The organism is Novosphingobium rhizovicinum (assembly GCF_040813635.1).
GTDB lineage: Bacteria > Pseudomonadota > Alphaproteobacteria > Sphingomonadales > Sphingomonadaceae > Novosphingobium > Novosphingobium rhizovicinum.
This window is the reverse complement of record NZ_JBFNXR010000013.1, coordinates 1-16,967: the sequence shown is the minus strand read 5'-3', so window position 1 is coordinate 16,967 and position 16,967 is coordinate 1. Positions and strand designations below refer to the sequence as shown.

The 16,967-nt window shown below is 62.2% G+C and carries 16 protein-coding genes and 1 other annotated feature; of the genes, 6 read left to right on the top strand and 10 right to left on the bottom strand.

Features of this window, described 5'->3' with window-relative positions; genetic code table 11:
- The 5 genes from ABUH87_RS01075 to ykgO all read right to left on the bottom strand — a co-directional run bounded on the left by ABUH87_RS01075 (position 1) and on the right by ykgO (position 5,556).
- A complete protein-coding gene (locus ABUH87_RS01075) occupies positions 1-1,431 on the bottom strand; it encodes a circularly permuted type 2 ATP-grasp protein (protein WP_367768084.1) in 1,431 nt (476 codons plus the stop codon).
- Between the two features lie 147 nt (positions 1,432-1,578).
- On the bottom strand, positions 1,579-3,066 hold the full coding sequence (locus ABUH87_RS01070) for a SulP family inorganic anion transporter (RefSeq protein ID WP_367768082.1): 1,488 nt from the start codon (positions 3,064-3,066) through the stop codon (positions 1,579-1,581).
- A gap of 68 nt (positions 3,067-3,134) precedes the next feature.
- Positions 3,135-3,190, bottom strand: a sequence feature (sul1 is cis-regulatory element that is thought to sense ions involved in sulfur or methionine metabolism; They are found in Alphaproteobacteria).
- Positions 3,191-3,353: 163 nt separating this feature from the next.
- A complete protein-coding gene (locus tag ABUH87_RS01065; RefSeq protein ID WP_367768080.1) occupies positions 3,354-4,616 on the bottom strand; it encodes a cytochrome P450 in 1,263 nt (420 codons plus the stop codon).
- Positions 4,617-4,700: 84 nt separating this feature from the next.
- A complete protein-coding gene (locus tag ABUH87_RS01060; RefSeq protein WP_419956651.1) occupies positions 4,701-5,339 on the bottom strand; it encodes an HAD family hydrolase in 639 nt (212 codons plus the stop codon).
- Between the two features lie 91 nt (positions 5,340-5,430).
- Entirely contained in the window at positions 5,431-5,556 is a 126-nt protein-coding gene (gene ykgO, locus ABUH87_RS01055; RefSeq protein WP_003046794.1) for a type B 50S ribosomal protein L36, read from the bottom strand.
- A 206-nt stretch (positions 5,557-5,762) separates the two neighbouring features.
- Here ykgO and ABUH87_RS01050 point away from each other — a divergent pair, with 206 nt between their 5' ends.
- On the top strand, positions 5,763-6,374 hold the full coding sequence (locus ABUH87_RS01050; protein ID WP_419956652.1) for a DUF4136 domain-containing protein: 612 nt from the start codon (positions 5,763-5,765) through the stop codon (positions 6,372-6,374).
- Positions 6,371-7,522: a M14 family metallopeptidase gene (locus ABUH87_RS01045; protein ID WP_367768070.1), complete on the top strand. Its 1,152-nt coding sequence runs from the start codon at positions 6,371-6,373 to the stop codon at positions 7,520-7,522. Before ABUH87_RS01050 ends, ABUH87_RS01045 begins: the two co-directional genes overlap by 4 nt.
- 13 nt (positions 7,523-7,535) lie before the next feature.
- On the opposite strand, the gene ABUH87_RS01040 is transcribed toward ABUH87_RS01045, so the two are convergent.
- From ABUH87_RS01040 to ABUH87_RS01025, 4 genes are all read right to left on the bottom strand, one after another.
- Positions 7,536-8,306, bottom strand: a complete 771-nt coding sequence (locus ABUH87_RS01040; protein WP_367768068.1) for an energy transducer TonB — start codon at positions 8,304-8,306, stop codon at positions 7,536-7,538.
- Between the two features lie 74 nt (positions 8,307-8,380).
- A complete protein-coding gene (locus ABUH87_RS01035) occupies positions 8,381-8,818 on the bottom strand; it encodes a cytidine deaminase (protein ID WP_367768066.1) in 438 nt (145 codons plus the stop codon).
- Complete coding sequence (locus ABUH87_RS01030) at positions 8,815-9,525, bottom strand: glycoside hydrolase family 25 protein (RefSeq protein ID WP_367768064.1); 711 nt, start codon at positions 9,523-9,525, stop codon at positions 8,815-8,817. Before ABUH87_RS01030 ends, ABUH87_RS01035 begins: the two co-directional genes overlap by 4 nt.
- A gap of 9 nt (positions 9,526-9,534) precedes the next feature.
- Complete coding sequence (locus ABUH87_RS01025) at positions 9,535-10,017, bottom strand: UPF0262 family protein (protein ID WP_367768062.1); 483 nt, start codon at positions 10,015-10,017, stop codon at positions 9,535-9,537.
- Positions 10,018-10,173: 156 nt separating this feature from the next.
- Here ABUH87_RS01025 and ABUH87_RS01020 point away from each other — a divergent pair, with 156 nt between their 5' ends.
- Entirely contained in the window at positions 10,174-11,688 is a 1,515-nt protein-coding gene (locus ABUH87_RS01020; RefSeq protein WP_367768060.1) for a replicative DNA helicase, read from the top strand.
- Between the two features lie 3 nt (positions 11,689-11,691).
- Complete coding sequence (locus tag ABUH87_RS01015; RefSeq protein ID WP_367768058.1) at positions 11,692-12,435, top strand: SDR family NAD(P)-dependent oxidoreductase; 744 nt, start codon at positions 11,692-11,694, stop codon at positions 12,433-12,435.
- An 8-nt stretch (positions 12,436-12,443) separates the two neighbouring features.
- Here ABUH87_RS01015 and ABUH87_RS01010 read toward each other — a convergent pair whose 3' ends face one another.
- Positions 12,444-13,160, bottom strand: coding sequence for an alpha/beta fold hydrolase (locus tag ABUH87_RS01010; RefSeq protein WP_367768055.1), 717 nt, complete (start codon positions 13,158-13,160; stop codon positions 12,444-12,446).
- 279 nt (positions 13,161-13,439) lie between these two features.
- On the opposite strand from ABUH87_RS01010, the gene ABUH87_RS01005 reads away from it, so the two are divergent.
- A complete protein-coding gene (locus ABUH87_RS01005) occupies positions 13,440-14,495 on the top strand; it encodes a sensor histidine kinase (RefSeq protein WP_367768052.1) in 1,056 nt (351 codons plus the stop codon).
- A 143-nt stretch (positions 14,496-14,638) separates the two neighbouring features.
- Positions 14,639-16,570, top strand: a complete 1,932-nt coding sequence (gene ftsH, locus ABUH87_RS01000; protein ID WP_367768050.1) for an ATP-dependent zinc metalloprotease FtsH — start codon at positions 14,639-14,641, stop codon at positions 16,568-16,570.
- Positions 16,571-16,967 lie beyond the last annotated feature (397 nt).

Sequence of the window (16,967 nt, the reverse complement as noted above, 5' to 3'; positions counted from 1 at the left end):
TCATTCGTCCAGCACCCAGCTGTCCTTAGTTCCCCCACCCTGCGACGAGTTCACAACCAGCGAACCCTTCTTCAGCGCCACGCGGGTAAGCCCTCCTGGCGTGATGTCGATCCCATCAGGAGAGACCAGCACGAACGGCCGCAGATCGACATGGCGAGGAGCGAGACCCTCGCGCGTGAAGATCGGCACGGATGACAGCGCGAGCGTAGGTTGGGCGATGTAGTTCTCTGGCTTTGCACGCAGCTTGGCCTCGAAACGAGCGAGTTCCTTGCGTGAGGAGGCAGGGCCGATGAGCATTCCGTAACCGCCCGAGCCGTGCACTTCCTTCACCACCAGTTCCGACAGATTATCCAGCACATAGCGTAGCGCTTCCGGCTCGCTGCAACGCCAGGTCGGCACATTCTGAAGGAGCGGCTTCTCTCCGGTGTAGAATTCCACGATGTCAGGCATGAAGCTGTAGATCGCCTTGTCGTCGGCAATTCCGGTGCCGGGCGCGTTGGCAATGGTGACGCCACCCGCCCGGTAGACGTCCATGATGCCGGCCACGCCCAGCACGCTATCCGGGTTGAAGCTGAGCGGATCGAGGTAGTTGTCATCCACGCGACGGTAGATCACGTCCACGGGCTTGTAGCCTTCCGTCGTGCGCATCTGCACGCGTCCGCCAGAGACGCGAAGATCGCTGCCCTCTACCAGTTCGGCCCCCATCTGGTCAGCAAGGAAGGCATGCTCGAAGTAAGCTGAATTGTAGATACCGGGGGTCAGCACCGCGACCGAGGGGCGCGGGCCGGCACAGGCCGGGGCGCAAGCACGAAGCGAGCGGGCTAGGCGCCGGGGATAGTCGGAAACAGGCCGCACAGGGATCTTCGTGAAGAGCTCCGGGAACATGGCCATCATGGTTTCCCGGTTCTCCAACATGTAGGAGACGCCGGATGGCGTTCGGGCATTGTCCTCAAGCACCAGAAATTCGTCCGGACCCGTGCGGACAAGGTCGATGCCCACGATGTGGGTGTAGACGCCGCCCGGTGGCGTAAAGCCGATCATCTGCGGCAAGAACGCCTGGTTCTCGCGCAGGAAATGAACAGGAAGCCGGCCCGCCTTCACGATCTCCTGCCGATGGTAAAGGTCCTGCAAGAAGGCGTTGATCGCGCGCACGCGCTGTTCGATCCCGCGCGTCAGCTTGCGCCACTCCCGCGCGGTGATGATCCGCGGGATCATGTCGAAGGGGATCAGCCGCTCTTCGCCGGCATCATCACCGTAAACATTGAAGGTGATGCCGATGCGGCGAAAAAAGCGCTCGGCCGCGGCATCCTGACGGCGGAGCCAGGCGGTATCCTGGCCATCGTACCAGCTGCGAAAGTCAACGTAAGCGGGCCGGACTGAACCGTCCTCATGGAGCATTTCGTCGTAACGTGACCCGCTCGCAGAACTCATCGTGACTCCCGTTTGACTGATTGATGCAACACGGATGACCGCTTGCCAAGCAAGTTTGCTGCGAGTGCGAAAAGAAAAAGAAAAGGCCGCTCAACTTGATTGCCGAGCGGCCCCTCGTTTGCCTCGAAGACGCGCTGGACAGCCGACCTAGTGAGGCACCGCGCCGAGTTCCACGCCGGTCTTGTCGTGCAGTGCGAAACGATCGACCAAGGCTGCGCTTGCGCGGTTATAGCCGATCACCTCTACGTTCGAACCGTCGCGACGGAGCCGTCCGATGATCTTGTCGAGAGCGCCCACGCCGGAGATATCCCAGAAGTGTGCTCCCGACACATCGATCGTCACGGGCCGCCCCTCCTCTGCCTGGAAGGCTCGGGTAAAACGCTCCACCGAAGCGAAGAATATCTCCCCCGTGACCCGGTAGGTCACGCCGGCCCCGCCACCGCTCTCACGACGCTCGACGGCGAACATGTGCCGCACCTTGCCGGCAAAGAAGATGCCGGAAAGCAAGACACCGGCCAGCACGCCAAGAGCGAGGTCATGCGTGAACACCACGACCGCAACCGTCACCAGCATGACCGCTGAGGAAGTGGGCGGATGGCGGCGCAAGTTGGGAATCGAGTTCCAGCTGAACGTACCGATCGAAACCATGATCATGACGGCCACCAGAGCGGGCATCGGGATACGACCCACCGTCGGCCCCAACACCGCGAGCAGGAAGAGCAGGAACGCGCCGGCAACGAAAGTCGACAGGCGCTTACGGCCGCCAGAGGTGACGTTGATGACAGACTGACCGATCATCGCGCAGCCACCCATACCGCCGACCAGTGCGGCAGCCACGTTGGCGCCGCCCTGGCCGAGGCATTCGCGCCGCTTGTTGCTATCCGTATCGGTCATGTCGTCGACGATCTGCGCCGTCAGGAGAGACTCAAGCAACCCTACCGCTGCCATGGTGAGCGAATAAGGTAGAATAATCTGCAAAGTCTCCCACGTCAGCGGGATCTGCGGCAAAGCGAAGCTCGGCAGTCCTTCCGGCAGACGCCCCATGTCCCCCACCGTCCGTACCGGCAGTCCCATGGCGATGCTGATAGCCGCCAGCACAACGATTGCGACGAGCGGCGAAGGCACGGTCTTTGTCACGCGGGGCAGGAGGTAGATGATCGCGAGGCCAGCCGCGACCATCGCGTATGTGTGCCATGTCACCCCCACGAACTGGGGAATCTGCGCCATGAAGATGAGAATGGCGAGAGCGTTGACGAAGCCGGTGATGACCGAACGAGAGACGAACTGCATGAGCAGGTCGAGCCTGAGCAGGCCCGCGACAGCCTGGATCGCGCCCATCAGAATCGTCGCCGCGAACAGGTACTCGACCCCGTGATCGCGCACGAGCGGCACCACCACAACGGCGACGGCCGCCGTGGCCGCGGAGATCATGCCCGGGCGGCCGCCGAGGAACGAGATTACGATCGCGATCGCTACCGAGGCGTAGAGGCCGACGCGCGGGTCCACGCCGGAGATGATTGAAAAGCCGATCGCCTCGGGAATGAGGGCGAGGGCGACGACGATCCCGGCGAGCGCCTCACGGCGGACCTCCGCCAGGTTGGAGAACCACTGGTTTCGAACAGTTGTTTTGATCATGAAATACCACGGGCAGGCGCATGGCACCTCTTCAAGAGCGAGAGGTGGTGATGTCGGTCCATGCGAACTGTTGTCCGGCGGATCGGCGGCCGGAAGAGCCACCCGGAATTTCACCGGGTCCTTGCGAGTAGCCGCCGCTTAGCCGCGAATGCGCGGATCTTTCAACCCCCGGCATACAGCTGCTGCACTGGCTACTTGCCCAACTGTTGGACTGACCACCGCGGACTCACGCGCGCTCCAAGCGTCGGCGGGCGCCCTACCACGGCATTTCAGGCGGGCACGGGATTTCAGGCGGGCTCCGGGGTGACTTCCCGCGCTGCCGCAAAGGATATGGGCAGGCCCTTGATGCCCCAAGCACCGGGGAACGGCCGCCAACCCGGCTGGCCAGCAAGCTGGGGGTCGCGCATGCGCTGCGCGACTTGATGAAGGGCCTCCTGAAGCTGTGCCCGCGCGATGTACTGACCCAGGCACATGTGGCGTCCGAGCGCAAAAGCCAGATGACGCTCATCCGGAGCCACCGTCCGATCGGGATCGAAAGTCCACCCCTCCTCGAAGGTGACAGGGTCGCGTCCGGATATGGACAGCGGGAAGAACAGCATCGCGTCCTTGGGAAAGGTCACATCCCGGTACGTGAACTCAGTATCCACATAACGCGCGACCGTGCTCGGGTTGAACCAGCGCAGTGCTTCTTCGATGACCTTTCGGCAGTAGTCGTAATCCTCTGCGCAGCGTTCATAGATGTCCGGCCGACTGATCAGCGTGTACATCGTGTAGGTCAGCACGTTCTTCGAAGTGTCGTACCCGGCGATGAAGAAGAACATGATGAGGTCGATCAGCTGCCGGTCGGATACACCGTTTTCCGCACCGGTGCGGATGAGGATGTCGAGGACGTCCTCTACCGCGTCGTTTGCGTGCGGATGCGCCCGCCGTTCCGCAATGCAATCCGCAGCGAATTGCTCGACACGCACTATCCCCTCCTGGATACGCGGGAAAAGGTCCAGGTTGTAGCTGTGGGCCAGGCCGATCGCTTCCAGATCATCTCGCAGCAGGCGGATCCCCTCCTGCGGAGCACCGACCAGCGTGAACATAACCGAGATCGGAAAGTGTGAAGCGAACTCCTCGAAGTCGATGCTTTGCCGGCCGCTGCCCCGCGGTGCCCATTCATCGAGCAAGGACGTGACCGTCTCGCGCATCATGGGGCGAAGCTCATTGGCGTTGCGCGGCGTGAAACGCGAGGCAAGCGCATGGCGGAGCAGCTTGTGCTGCTCGGGAGGGAGCGAAATCAACTGCTCTTGCGTAAACCGCCCCCATGGCGTGCCCTCCTGACCCAGATGACCCACCACGTCCGCATAGGGAGGGCGCAGCATATCGTCGCGCCCGAAGAGTTCGCGCATGGCCCTGTACTCGTGGATAACGAAGCCATGCCCTTCCCACTTCGCAAGCCAGGGGTGGACCGAGCGCGCTTTCTCGAATTCGGGCCAGGGATCCTCACCCATCGCCGCGGCGTCAAACGGCATGGCATAAAGATCGAGAGCATTGAGCGTCTGCATGGTGTCCTCTCCCGCTGTTGCGGTGTTTTGACACCTGTTTAGTCCTGTAAGATCAGCCGGTCAATTTTCATGCGCTATGGTGGCTCACAAAATCCCGCGATTGAGGAGATCCTGTTCTAGCGCTGCAGCTTCGACGAAGTGGTGCACCTGCCATCCGAGCACCCGCGCGGCAGTGATGTTGGCAAGGTTGTCGTCAACGAAGAGCATCTTGTGCGGCGGGTGCCCAAAGCGCTGCGCCGCCAGCCGATAGATCTCTGGATCCGGCTTGGCGAGCTTCTCATCACCAGAGACAACGACGTCCCGGAACAAGTCAAAGATCGGGTCTGTAGGTCTGAATTGGCGCCAGAACAGGCTTGCGAAGTTCGTGATCGCGTAGAGCGGAACGCCCTTGGCTGAAAGGCGCCGCACGACTTCGTGAGTCCCTTGTACCGGTCCGGGAATGGTCTCCAGGAACCGCGTTGCGTAGGCCTCGATCAAGTCCGCGCAATCGGGATAGGCTCGTTTGCGCTCTACCAGCATCTCGCCCAGATCACGGCCGGCATCATGCTGGTAATGCCAATCCTCGGTGACGACCGTGCTGCAGAACCAGTCGAGGCGAACAGGGTCGTCGATCAACTTGCTGTAAAGGCAGCGCATGTCCCAGCGAACGAGCACGCGCCCGACATCGAACACGACTGCCTCGACAGAAGATGCCTGCCGATCAGAGCTGTCTACTTCGGACACAACAAGAGCCCCCGCGTCGGCGGGGGCCCATGCGGCGCTTCGCACCCGCCGGTCATTGATAGTCAGCGTCCCGGACGAGACGCCCCGACAATCAGCCCTGGCGCGCCTTGAAGCGGCGGTTGGTCTTATTGATCACATAGGTACGACCACGGCGACGGATGACGCGGTTATCCCGGTGGCGGTCCTTCAGCGACTTCAGGCTGTTGCGGATCTTCATGACTTTTCTTTCCGTGATTCGGTTCGTGGCGGTTCCGACCGCCGGAAAATCGAAGCCGCGCCGTTAGTGGGCACGCGCCTCAGAGTCAAGCCAGCCAAGCGCTCGCATCACAGATGCGCAGGTGGCACTCCCCTTGCATCGCCGGGCGTGAGAGCACAAATCCTTAGAAGATCAGGGACAATCCTGCCTGTCCCAGGGAGACGATGATGAGACCATTAGCCCGCACCCTGCTTCCAGGAGCAGCGCTGGCCGCTTGTGCGGTGCTATCGGGTTGCACCACACCTGTCGGCCCGGTGGAAGTCACTCGTTTTCATCTCCCCGACACGGCGATGCTCGGCCGGGGCCAAATTCAAGTGGAGCCAGCTCCGGGTGAGGACGGTGCCAGCATCGAATTTCGCACGTATGCCGCCGCAGTCGCGCGAGAACTGACGCGCCTCGGTTATACCGAAGCGCTGCCTGGTGGGCCCCGGAGCCCGCAAGTGGCCGTGCTCAGTATCGAGCGGGGCACGCTTGTCCCGCAGCAATCGCGCAGCCCGGTCTCGGTGGGCGTTGGAGGCAGCACCGGCAGCTACGGCTCCGGGCTTGGAGTTGGCCTCGGCATCAACCTGTCCGGCCCGCCTCCGGAACAGGTGGAGACGCGGATGAGCGTGATGATTCGCGATCGCGCCACGGGCCAAAGCCTGTGGGAGGGACGCGCATCCTTCGCGGTAAAGGCAAGTTCGCCGTTAGCGCAGACCTCACTTGGAGCAGCGAAGATGGCTCAAGCGCTTTTCAAGGACTTCCCCGGCCAGTCCGGCGAAACTATCACGGTCGAATGACGGCTATCCAGATCTCCTCCGCGTTCGACTCCGGCAACATCGAAGCTCTCTCCATAGACGGCACCGAGGCGCGGCTGGCCATTCGGCCGGACCGCGATTCGGAGTTCTATCAGTGGTTTCATTTTCGCGTGTCCGGTGCCCGCGGCCGTGAACTGGTGCTGCGCATCACGGGACTGAACGGTTCCGCCTATCCCATGGGTTGGCCCGGTTATCGCGCCTGCGTTTCGGAGGACCGGCAGCACTGGGGTCGTACTGACACCAGCTGGGACGAAAGTGCCGAAGGCGGTACTCTCACCATCCGCTACACGCCAACCAGCGATATCGTCTGGTTCGCCTATTTCGCGCCCTATTCCATGGAGCGCCACCACGATCTCGTCGCGCGAATCACCCGCGCTCCGGGCGTCGACTATCGCAGCCTGGGCTCGACCCTCGACGGACAGCCGATCGACTGTATCGAGATGGGGGCCGGGCCGCTCCAGGTATGGCTCTATGCTCGCCAGCACCCTGGCGAATCGATGGCCGAATGGTGGATGGAAGGCGCGCTTGAGATGCTGGCCGACCCTTCGAACTCCATCGGGCGTGAGTTGCGGCGGCGCTGCCGGCTGCACCTCGTGCCGAACCTCAATCCTGACGGCTCCCAGCGCGGGCACTTGCGCACCAATGCTGCTGGCGTGAACCTCAACCGCGAGTGGGAGAGTCCGTCGCCTGAGCGCTCGCCAGAGGTGCTGGCGCTGCGCAACGCGATGGATGAAGAAGGAGTCGATTTTGCCATGGACATCCATGGCGACGAAGCGATCCCCGCCGTGTTTCTGGCAGGATTTGAAGGCATTCCGTCACTCAGGCCGGAGCAGAGCGAAGGTTTTCGCCGCTACGCCGAAGTGTTGGAACGACGGACTCCCGATTTCCAGACCGCTCTCGGCTATCCGGTTGCGCCGGCCGGCAAAGGCAACCTGACGATGTCGACCAATCACCTGGCCGAGCGCTTTGTCGAACGAGGCTGCGTCTCCATGACGCTGGAGATGCCGTTCAAGGACCATAATGCGGCACCGGATGCCCGTCAGGGCTGGAGCGCGGAACGTTCAGCACAATTGGGACGCGGCTGTTTGGGCGCCTTGCTGGAGTGGCTGAAAGAGCGCGCCAACAAGTAACCACGTCGAAGCTTCAACCAGCATGCTTGACGCGGTAGTCGATGCGGATACGCACCCAGGCGCCGATCTGCGGCTGGTTGTCGATGCGGGGCGGAAGAACCTTGAACTGCCAGGCCGCATTCTGGACGGCCCGCCCGAAGCCTGAGCCGCGGGGCGACTCGCCCAGGATCTGGCAGTTCTCGACGCCGTAGCGCTCCACTGTCTGACACGCGATCAGGCCCCAACCGGACACAGCGCCGTTCTGCGGCATGTAAGTGGCCAGTTCCGCATCGGTCGGCTTGCGGTACCAATCGGCTTCGTAGAGCCTTACGCCGCCCGGCCCTTCACCGGGTCCATAGGCCGTGCGAGTATCGCTGCCACGCCCAGCAGCGTCAGACCCACCATCGGGTCCTTTCATGTTGCCGATGTCCGATGCAGCATAGTCGGCACGCGACAACCTGATGAGGCCGGGGATGCCCTCCTCTGCGTCCGGTGATTCGACGCGCTTCTGCACAGTCACAGGCGGGCTCGGTCGGGCGGCCGGCATTTCGCGCGGTCGCGTGGCCGCTCGCGGAGCCTTGGGTCGCGACTGGCTGCTTCGGGCAGCCTTGTCCGGATCTTCCGCAGAAACATCGAACGTCACGGGCCGGTCGGTCTGAACGGGTTCAGGCGCCACGACGGCCTGAAAGATCATGGCCAGCACAACGGCAAGGATGATGCCGATGGACAGCACCGAAGCCGTCAGCCGCTCTCGCGGCGAGCCTGGCTGATACCCGGATGCGGGCCGGTAGTTAACGGTGTCCATCTCGTCCCGCGCTACCCGCGATGCCGCTTCTCGGCAATCGTATGCCGTAGCCGTTCATCCCGCGCTCCTGAGAACTATGCCAGGTTCGCCGGTCCGAAAGCATGCGGCAGCAGGTGGGATAGCCTGATCTCTACCGGCGAAGCACCGTCACACCAGACCAGGGGGTCGGTTGCCCCGAGTTGCGCAACTTCGTTGAGTGTCTGCCGACAACGTCCACAGGGCGTAACGGTCATCCCCTGCCCCGCCTGCCCCGGAAAGCCGCCGGTCACCGCCACGGCAATAAGGCCACCCCGCCGACCGTCACTCAACACTTTGCCCACCGCGACCGTCTCAGCGCAGAGGGAAAGCCCGTAGCTGGCATTCTCGACATTGGCGCCGGTCACGACAGAGCCGTCGGCGAACAGCAGTGCCGCACCCACGTGGAAGTTGGAGTAAGGCGCATATGCGGCAGCGGCAGCACTACGAGCCGCCGCAATCAGCGCGTCCCGCTGCGCCCTTTCATCCCCGCTCACCGCTGCACCACGATCCAGCGAAGCCCTTGGTCCGACACCTCGTTGGCCAATGCGGTATTCGCCGTCCATAACGTCCAGGGCCGCCCCGCATAGTCTGGCTGCAAGCGATCTGACACAAGCCACAGATTGCGGTCCAGCTTACGCGCGATGCTGTAGCGTTCCTCGAACGTTTTTGTGACCTTCAGCACGGTGGCCTTCCCGGTATGCGTCTCTACCTGGTTCAGGAATGTCATGAGTTCGCTCTCAACCTTGGCGTCGCCAACTTTCACCGGACACGCATCGGCGAGCATGTCCAGTTCAACGGCCGGGGGCAAGAGTTCCGCATCGCGCGGAACAGTCGTGACGAAGTTCGCAGCCTGGCGCCCGGCCGGCTGACATGGATCGTATCGGTGCACAGCACCTACCTGCATGTCCGCCGCGCGCGCATTCTCCAGATTCGCAACGAAACGCGGATCGCGAGCGAAGACGCTGACGCTGGCATCAATGTACGCAAAGTCGGCGCCGATCGCCTTCAGCGAAGCGAAGCTGACTGCGCCATCGTCAGCGCCGATCTCCACGCCCTGCATCGGGTACTGTTCGCGAAGCGGCGTCCAGTGGTGCAGGTGCCACCAGGCCCAGCCACCGCCCACCAGCGCGAGCAGAAGCAGTACGCCTAGAATCCTCAAACGCGCACGCGCGCTGAGGCGCTTTCTCGCCTTCCGGGCCATTGCTGCTTCCTAACCCCTGATGTGCAGGACGCAGATGAGCGTGAAGAGGCGCCGCGCCGTGGCGAAATCCGTTTCGACCTTACCCTCAAGACGCTCGATGAGCATCTCGGCCGCTTCGTTGTGAATGCCCCGGCGGGCCATGTCGATAGTCTCGATTTCCTGAGGGCTGGCCTTGCGGACCGCCTGATAATAGCTCTCGCAGATGGCAAAGTAAGAGCGGATGGAGCGCCGGAACCGAGCCATGCCGAGGATCAGTGTTTCCAGCGCCTGCCCACCCTCGTCCGAGATCTCCATCGAGAGGCGCCCGTCGCGGACCGACAGGCGTAAGCGATAGGGACCGTGATGACCGGCCCCATAAGCGCGCAACGGCTTGAAGGTGTTTTCTTCGATCAGGTCAAAGATCGCGATGCGCCGCTCCTGCTCGATATCGGCGTTGCGCCACAGGATGGTCGCTTCGTCGAGTTCGATATGAGAGATGCGCTGGTCCAGCATGACCGGCGGGCCTTACGCTTTTGCGACAGTATGGCCAACCCGTTGAGGAACGAACGATGGGCTGCTCAGCCCCGTCGATGATCCACAAGCTGTGGATTAATATGCGGCAATCCACCGCTTGCCGAGGCGGGGCCGTCAGCGCAAAATACACGCCTCATGGTTCAGCAAGCTCTCTTGGTCCGCGATGCGGAAGCGCCGGTCGCGCGCACCCTTCCCTCGAACGTGGAGGCGGAAGCCGCCTTCCTGGGGGCGGTCCTGATCGATAACCGCGTCATCGAAGAACTGCAGACTCCGCTCACTCCGCTGCATTTCTTCGAGCCGGTGCACACCCGAATCTACGAGCGCATCCTGCACCTGCTGGACCGAAAGGCCGTGGTGACGCCGGTGACTCTGCGCCCCTATTTCGAGGCGGACGAGGCTTTGAAGGCGCTGGGCGGCGTTGCCTACCTGGCGCGGCTCACGGCGAACGGGCAGGGACTGCTCGCCCCCCGCGAACTTGCGGAACAGATCTACGACCTGGCGCTGCTGCGCGAGCTTGTCTCGGTGGGGCGCAACCTTGTCGAATCGGCGATGGACACGTCCGAGTCGGTGGAGCCGCAGGAGCAGATCGAACAGGCCGAAGCAGCGCTCTACAAAGTGGCGGAAGGCGCCGCGACGGGAAGCGAAGCGCAAAGCTTCAGCCTGGCGACGCGCACCGCCATCACTGCGATCGAGAAGGCGTTCAACTCGGGCGGTCACATCTCAGGCAAGACCACGGGCCTGAACTCGGTGAACGAAAAGATCGGCGGCCTGCACGATTCCGACCTTATCATCCTTGCCGGACGTCCGGGCATGGGAAAGACCTCGCTCGCGACCAACATCGCGTTCAACGCGGCGGACCGCCTGCGCCGCGACATCGCAGACGGCATTCCGCTTGAGCAGTCGGTCGGTGCGGCCACTGCGTTCTTCAGCCTGGAAATGAGCGCCGATCAGCTCGCAACGCGTATTCTCGCAGAGCAGTCCGGCATCAGCTCCGAAGCGCTCCGCATGGGCAAGATCAGCCGCGAGGACTTCCAGCAGCTTTCGTTCGCCAGCCAGCGCCTGGCCGAACTGCCGCTCTACATCGACGATACGCCCGCCCTCACGATCGCTGCCCTCCGCACTCGTGCCCGGCGCCTGAAGCGGCGGCATAACATCGGTTTGATCGTCGTCGACTACCTGCAGCTGCTGCAGGGGACCGGCCGCGCGAATGATAATCGCGTGAATGAGATCTCGGAAATTTCCCGAGGTCTCAAGACGTTGGCGAAAGAACTGCAGCTCCCGGTGATCGCCCTCTCGCAGCTCAGCCGCGCAGTGGAACAGCGCGAGGACAAGCGGCCGATGCTCTCCGATCTGCGCGAGTCGGGCTCAATTGAGCAGGACGCCGATATGGTCTGGTTCGTATATCGCGAGGACTACTATGTGAAGGCGACCGAGCCGAAGTACCCGAGCGAGACCGATCCGCCGGATGTCCACACGAAGTGGGAAGCATGGCGCGAGAAAATGGAGCAGGTGACCGGTCTTTCCGAACTGCTGATCGCCAAGCAGCGCCACGGCGCGACCGGCAAAGTGCGCATGCGTTTCGAGGCGCGCATCACGCGCTTCTCGGATCTGGCGGACGGAGACCTCGCGCAAGCCTACGGCGACGACTGACCCGTGGCGTCAGCGGGCAAAGTCATGCTCGTGGCGGGCGGAAGCGGGTCGATCGGCTCTGCCATTGCCCGAGAAGCTCATCGCCAGGGTTGGACGATTGCTGTTCATGGCCGCAGCGCCGAAAAGGTCGATGCGGTTTGCGCGGCCCTTGGATGCGGACGTACTGCGGAAGGCTTTCTCGTAGATATCTGCCAGCCCAGTGCCGCCGAGACGCTCGTCGCAGAGGTGGTCGAGCAGTTCGGCCGGATCGATTCGGTGATCGACTGCACCGCAACCGGTCCCGGAGGGATCACTGGCTTTTTCGCCCAGACCGATATGCAGGCGTTCGGCTCGTTCCTCGATGTGTCCCTGTGTTGGCTGGAGCGGCTCGCTCATGCCGCCTATCCACACCTTGCCAGCGAGGGGGGGACGCTCATCTCTTTCGTTTCGGATGCGGGCGTCTTTGCCGCTCCACGTCAGACCCTGATCGGAGCGGCGCGCGCTGGAGCGATCGGCTTCATCCGCAACTTCGCCTTGGAAGCAGCCCGCGACAACATTCGCGCGCACTGCATTTCCCCCAGCTTCGTCGAAGGCAGCGAAAGCGCGCGCAAGATGGGTTCCGACCGGATGGCGAAGGCCGCCAGCCGCGCGGGGCTTGGCCTGCCGACGGCCGAGGACATTGCTCCGCTAGCAGTCTTCCTCTGCGGAGAAGGAGCACGCAAGATGACCGGCCAAGTCATCAGCATCAACGGTGGACTGAACGCCTGACCCCTCGCCTATGCGGCAACGCTCAGCAGCATCTCCGCGACTTTCCCTGGCTCGGTAATCATCAGGTCGTGACCCGTGTCGATCTCGAAATTGCGATGCCCGTCCAGTTGCCGACGGCGCATGTCCTCGGGGCTGTCGCGTAGCGTCTCGGTACAGTTGATGTTGGTGCGCGGCAGCTTGAACGCAGCGTCGCCGTTGTGCAGCAGAAGCGGCTGATCGAAACACTTCCACGGATGGGGCGTGAAGCGCGGCTCTGCCCAGGCAACATCATCGGGGTCTCTGATGCCGAAGAAGGCTGCCCAGCCGGGCTGAGGGAAAAGCACCAGTTCGACACCATCCACAACGCGCATTCCCGCGTACGCCGGCTCGATCCGATGTGGAGCATTCATGCGCAGCGAGACGCCGTCTGTGGGGTGCGAAGCATCCAGAAAGACGAGCTCACGAATGCGTGCAGGCACCCGATCGGCAACGCCAGTGATCACCATGCCGCCATAGCTGTGGCCCACGAGGATCACTTCGGAAAGATCCTCGAACTCCATGAGGTTCACGACGTCTGTGATATGGGTGTCCAAATCGGTGGAAGATGTGACAGTGTGCTTGCGATCCCCGCATCCGGTGAGGCTTGGCGCATGGATCATGTGCCCCGCGTCGCGAAGGAGCGGGCTCACCTCGCCGTAACACCAGCCGCCATGTCCGCCCCCATGGATGAGCACGAAAGTGGCCATCGCATTCCTCCTCTCTTCTTCTTTCTCTCGAAGTAATGCCGCGATGGAGGCCAGGCACAAGCCAAGCTGCCGCAGACGTGCATGCGAGGGCACGCCCAAGACCCGGCCCAGCATCTTCGCGAGCATGAATGTCAAAAATGACCGGATTCCGCTCGCCATTGGAGCAAGGGCTTGGTAGCGCCCACTCAACAAACACCTGCACGTGCTCTCCGCGTTAGCAGAGCAGAGGCAGACAAGAAGATAAAAGGTCGCGGAGCCGGCGCGGATTAGATGGCAAATGTGAGGTTAAGCAAGGCTACAGAGAGCATTCAGCGGCTGCCCGTTTTGCAGCGGCGACCGGCTGCGCGTTATGCAATCGCCACAGTGCTCTCAGTTCTCGCGCTGGCCTGCCGCCTTGCACTGGGTGATGCGCTGCCACCGGGTTACCCGTTCGTCGCCTTCTTTCCGGTCGTCATTATCACGACGTTCCTGTTCGGCCGCGCCACGGGTCTTTACGCGGCCTCGCTCTGCGGGCTGTTCGCCTGGTACTTCCTCATCGACCCTCCGGGCCTATTCAGCATAGACGGAGGCGGGCTTCTCGCAATCGCCTTCTATATCGTGATTGTTGCCCTCGACATTGCCCTGATCCACTGGCTGCAGACTACCAACGAGCGCGTACGCGAGGCACGCGAACGCGGTCGCGTGCTAGCTGAGGAGAGTGCTCGTCTGGCGCAACGGTCCGAGCTGCTATTCCAAGAATTGCAGCATCGGGTGGGCAACAATCTGCAGATGGTCGCCGCGGTTCTCTCGCTCCAGCTCAGGAGTCTAGAGGAACCCAAAGCCCGCCGCGCCATTTCCGATGCGGTGGCCCGTGTTCAGGTGATCGGCAGCATTCAGCGCCGTCTCTATCGCAACAACGGCGAGCTCGTGCCGCTCGACGATTTCATTCGTGAGGTCAGCGAGCAACAGATGCGGTCCAGCGGACGGCCCGGCATCGGCTGCAACATCAAGGCGGGATCCGGACTGATCCTTGCGCCGGATGGTGCCGTACCCATGGCGCTGATTCTCGCTGAGGCCCTCGCCAATGCGATCGAGCACGGCTTCCCGAGCGATGGGACAGGCGAGATACAGGTGGTGTTGGAGATTCGCAACGAGACAGTCGCTCTGGAAGTGCACGACGACGGATCTGGCCTGCCCGAAGCGTTCGACTTCGAACAGGCGGACAGCCTCGGCTTGCGTATCTCACGCGTACTCAGCCGGCAGCTCGGCGCTAATTTTGCGCTGCAAAACAAGTCCCAAGGCGCCATGATGCGCCTCGAGGTGCCGGCGAAACGGCTCAGTCCGAGCGTCGCCTGATTGATTTCAGCGCTCAGGCGGATGGCTCCTGGAGCTTAAATCGGTTTGTTCTTCGGATCCGATCACTGTGAGGGGTAGCGCTGGCTTGTCATTCGGCGCGTCAAGCCTACATTGACGGTGTAAAAGGACTCCGAAAGACAGCTATGAACGACGATCAGCCCACCGGAAATCCCTGGGTGAAGAGCCTCCTTGTATGGGGGGGGATCTTTCTTGCCCTTCTGATGGTGGTTTCGATGTTCGGCTCGCGCGGTGACGTTGGCCAATCGATCCGCTACTCTGATTTCCGCGCCAAGATTGCCGAGGGCACTGTTGCTGAAGTGCAGATCGGTCAGGACCGGATTGTTGGAAAATACAAGAACGGCGACAGCTTCAGCACCGTGCCGATTCCCAACGATACCAGCCTGCCGCAGCTCTTGCAGGAACATCAGGTAAGCTATGCAGGCCGTGCGCCTGAAGAGCCGAACCTGCTGCTCTACATTCTGGTCCAGGCTCTGCCTTTCATTCTCATCCTAGGAATTGCGTTCTTCGCTCTCCGTCAGGTGCAGAAGGGCGGCGGCTCCGGCGCAATGGGCTTTGGCAAGTCCAAGGCAAAGATGCTGACCGAACGCTCCGGCCGTGTCACGTTCGACGATGTTGCCGGTATCGACGAAGCGCGCGAGGAGCTGCAGGAAATCGTCGAATTTCTGCGCGATCCCGGCCGCTTTTCCAAGCTGGGCGGCCAGATCCCCAAGGGTGCACTGCTCGTCGGCTCGCCAGGCACCGGCAAGACCCTGCTTGCCCGGGCCATTGCTGGCGAAGCCGGCGTGCCGTTCTTCACAATTTCCGGTTCGGACTTCGTCGAAATGTTTGTCGGCGTGGGCGCCTCTCGCGTGCGTGACATGTTTGAGCAGGCGAAGAAGAATGCCCCCTGTATCGTCTTCATCGATGAAATCGACGCAGTCGGCCGCCATCGTGGCCACGGCCTCGGCAACTCGAATGATGAGCGCGAGCAGACTCTGAACCAGTTGCTCGTCGAGATGGATGGGTTCGAGGCGAACGAAGGCATCATCATCATCGCCGCGACCAACCGTCCCGACGTGCTGGACCCTGCGCTCCTGCGTCCCGGTCGATTTGACCGCCAGGTCGTTGTGCCCGTGCCCGACATTGAGGGGCGCGAGAAGATCCTGGCCGTCCACATGAAGAAGGTTCCGCTAGCGCCTGACGTCAATCCGCGAGTTATTGCACGCGGCACGCCCGGCTTTTCCGGTGCGGACCTTGCAAATCTAGTGAACGAGGCTGCTTTGCTGGCTGCACGCCGTAACAAGCGTCTTGTTGCCATGCAGGAATTTGAGGACGCCAAGGACAAGGTCATGATGGGTGCGGAGCGCCGCTCCATGGTGATGACCGAGGACGAGAAGAAGATGACCGCGTATCACGAAGCGGGTCACGCGATTGTCTCGGTCAACGAACCGGCCTCTGACCCAATTCACAAAGCCACGATCATTCCGCGTGGGCGTGCCCTGGGAATGGTCATGCGCCTGCCAGAGCGAGACAGCTACTCGTATCACCGGGACAAGATGCTGGCCAATCTGTCGGTTGCCATGGGTGGGCGCGTCGCCGAGGAGATCATCTTCGGCCATGACAAGGTGAGTTCGGGCGCTTCGTCCGACATCCAGTACGCGACCGGTTTGGCTCGCAACATGGTCACCAAGTGGGGCATGTCGGACAAGCTCGGCCCGCTCCAGTATGAGGAGCAGCAAGAGGGCTACCTCGGCATGGGCGGCTCGGCGCGGCTTATGGCTTCGGACGAGACCAACAAGCTGATCGACTCGGAAATCCGCTTGCTCGTGGACACTGCGCACAGGCGGGCGACAGAGATTTTGCAGACGCAGAGTGAGAAGCTTCATTCGTTGGCGCGCGCGCTGCTCGAATACGAGACGCTGACAGGCGAGGAAATCAAGCGACTGATGGACACCGGTGAGCTTGACCGTCCGGATGAAACGAGAGGTCCAAGCCGTGCCGCTCCGGTCGCAGGGTCATCGATCCCCAAGGCCGGTAAGCGCTACTCTGGCGATGCGGCTCCTCAAGGAGCCTGATTCGCAACTATTCGATCGATGGAAAAGGGCCGGAGAAATCCGGCCTTTTTTTATGGGACGACATTTGCCGCTCGTCCGCGAAGGAGGCAAAGCACACCGCCGTCGGGAGGAACTGCATACAGGTGACGTAAGTGATTCTTCCACGAGGAGGGAGCATGCGCAGCGAAGATGAGTCAGCATCTTTGGCAGCGCTCTAAGCTCCGTGATAGATGGACCGAACCGATGCGGATTCCCGGGTCATCCCGGCCGGGATTCCGATTTGATCCCGGCCGGGATTCCGAGCTGATGCCGGCCACCATTCCGAGCAATTCGCGGCCACCCGGGAGGGAGTGAGAAGCCCGCTCGTTGGGGCCATCCTGTCGGCACAGCAGCCGGAGGATGGAATGCCGACGAGGAG

Excerpts from the sequence above, each read along its gene's own strand:
- ABUH87_RS01075 (WP_367768084.1), bottom strand. The coding sequence starts at position 1,431 with ATGAGTTCTGCGAGCGGGTCACGTTACGACGAAATGCTCCATGAGGAC.
- ABUH87_RS01070 (WP_367768082.1), bottom strand. The coding sequence starts at position 3,066 with ATGATCAAAACAACTGTTCGAAACCAGTGGTTCTCCAACCTGGCGGAG.
- ABUH87_RS01065 (WP_367768080.1), bottom strand. The coding sequence starts at position 4,616 with ATGCAGACGCTCAATGCTCTCGATCTTTATGCCATGCCGTTTGACGCC.
- ykgO (WP_003046794.1), bottom strand. The coding sequence starts at position 5,556 with ATGAAGATCCGCAACAGCCTGAAGTCGCTGAAGGACCGCCACCGGGAT.
- ABUH87_RS01050 (WP_419956652.1), top strand. The coding sequence starts at position 5,763 with ATGAGACCATTAGCCCGCACCCTGCTTCCAGGAGCAGCGCTGGCCGCT.
- ABUH87_RS01045 (WP_367768070.1), top strand. The coding sequence starts at position 6,371 with ATGACGGCTATCCAGATCTCCTCCGCGTTCGACTCCGGCAACATCGAA.
- ABUH87_RS01040 (WP_367768068.1), bottom strand. The coding sequence starts at position 8,306 with ATGGACACCGTTAACTACCGGCCCGCATCCGGGTATCAGCCAGGCTCG.
- ABUH87_RS01030 (WP_367768064.1), bottom strand. The coding sequence starts at position 9,525 with ATGGCCCGGAAGGCGAGAAAGCGCCTCAGCGCGCGTGCGCGTTTGAGG.
- ABUH87_RS01025 (WP_367768062.1), bottom strand. The coding sequence starts at position 10,017 with ATGCTGGACCAGCGCATCTCTCATATCGAACTCGACGAAGCGACCATC.
- ABUH87_RS01020 (WP_367768060.1), top strand. The coding sequence starts at position 10,174 with ATGGTTCAGCAAGCTCTCTTGGTCCGCGATGCGGAAGCGCCGGTCGCG.
- ABUH87_RS01010 (WP_367768055.1), bottom strand. The coding sequence starts at position 13,160 with ATGGCCACTTTCGTGCTCATCCATGGGGGCGGACATGGCGGCTGGTGT.
- ftsH (WP_367768050.1), top strand. The coding sequence starts at position 14,639 with ATGAACGACGATCAGCCCACCGGAAATCCCTGGGTGAAGAGCCTCCTT.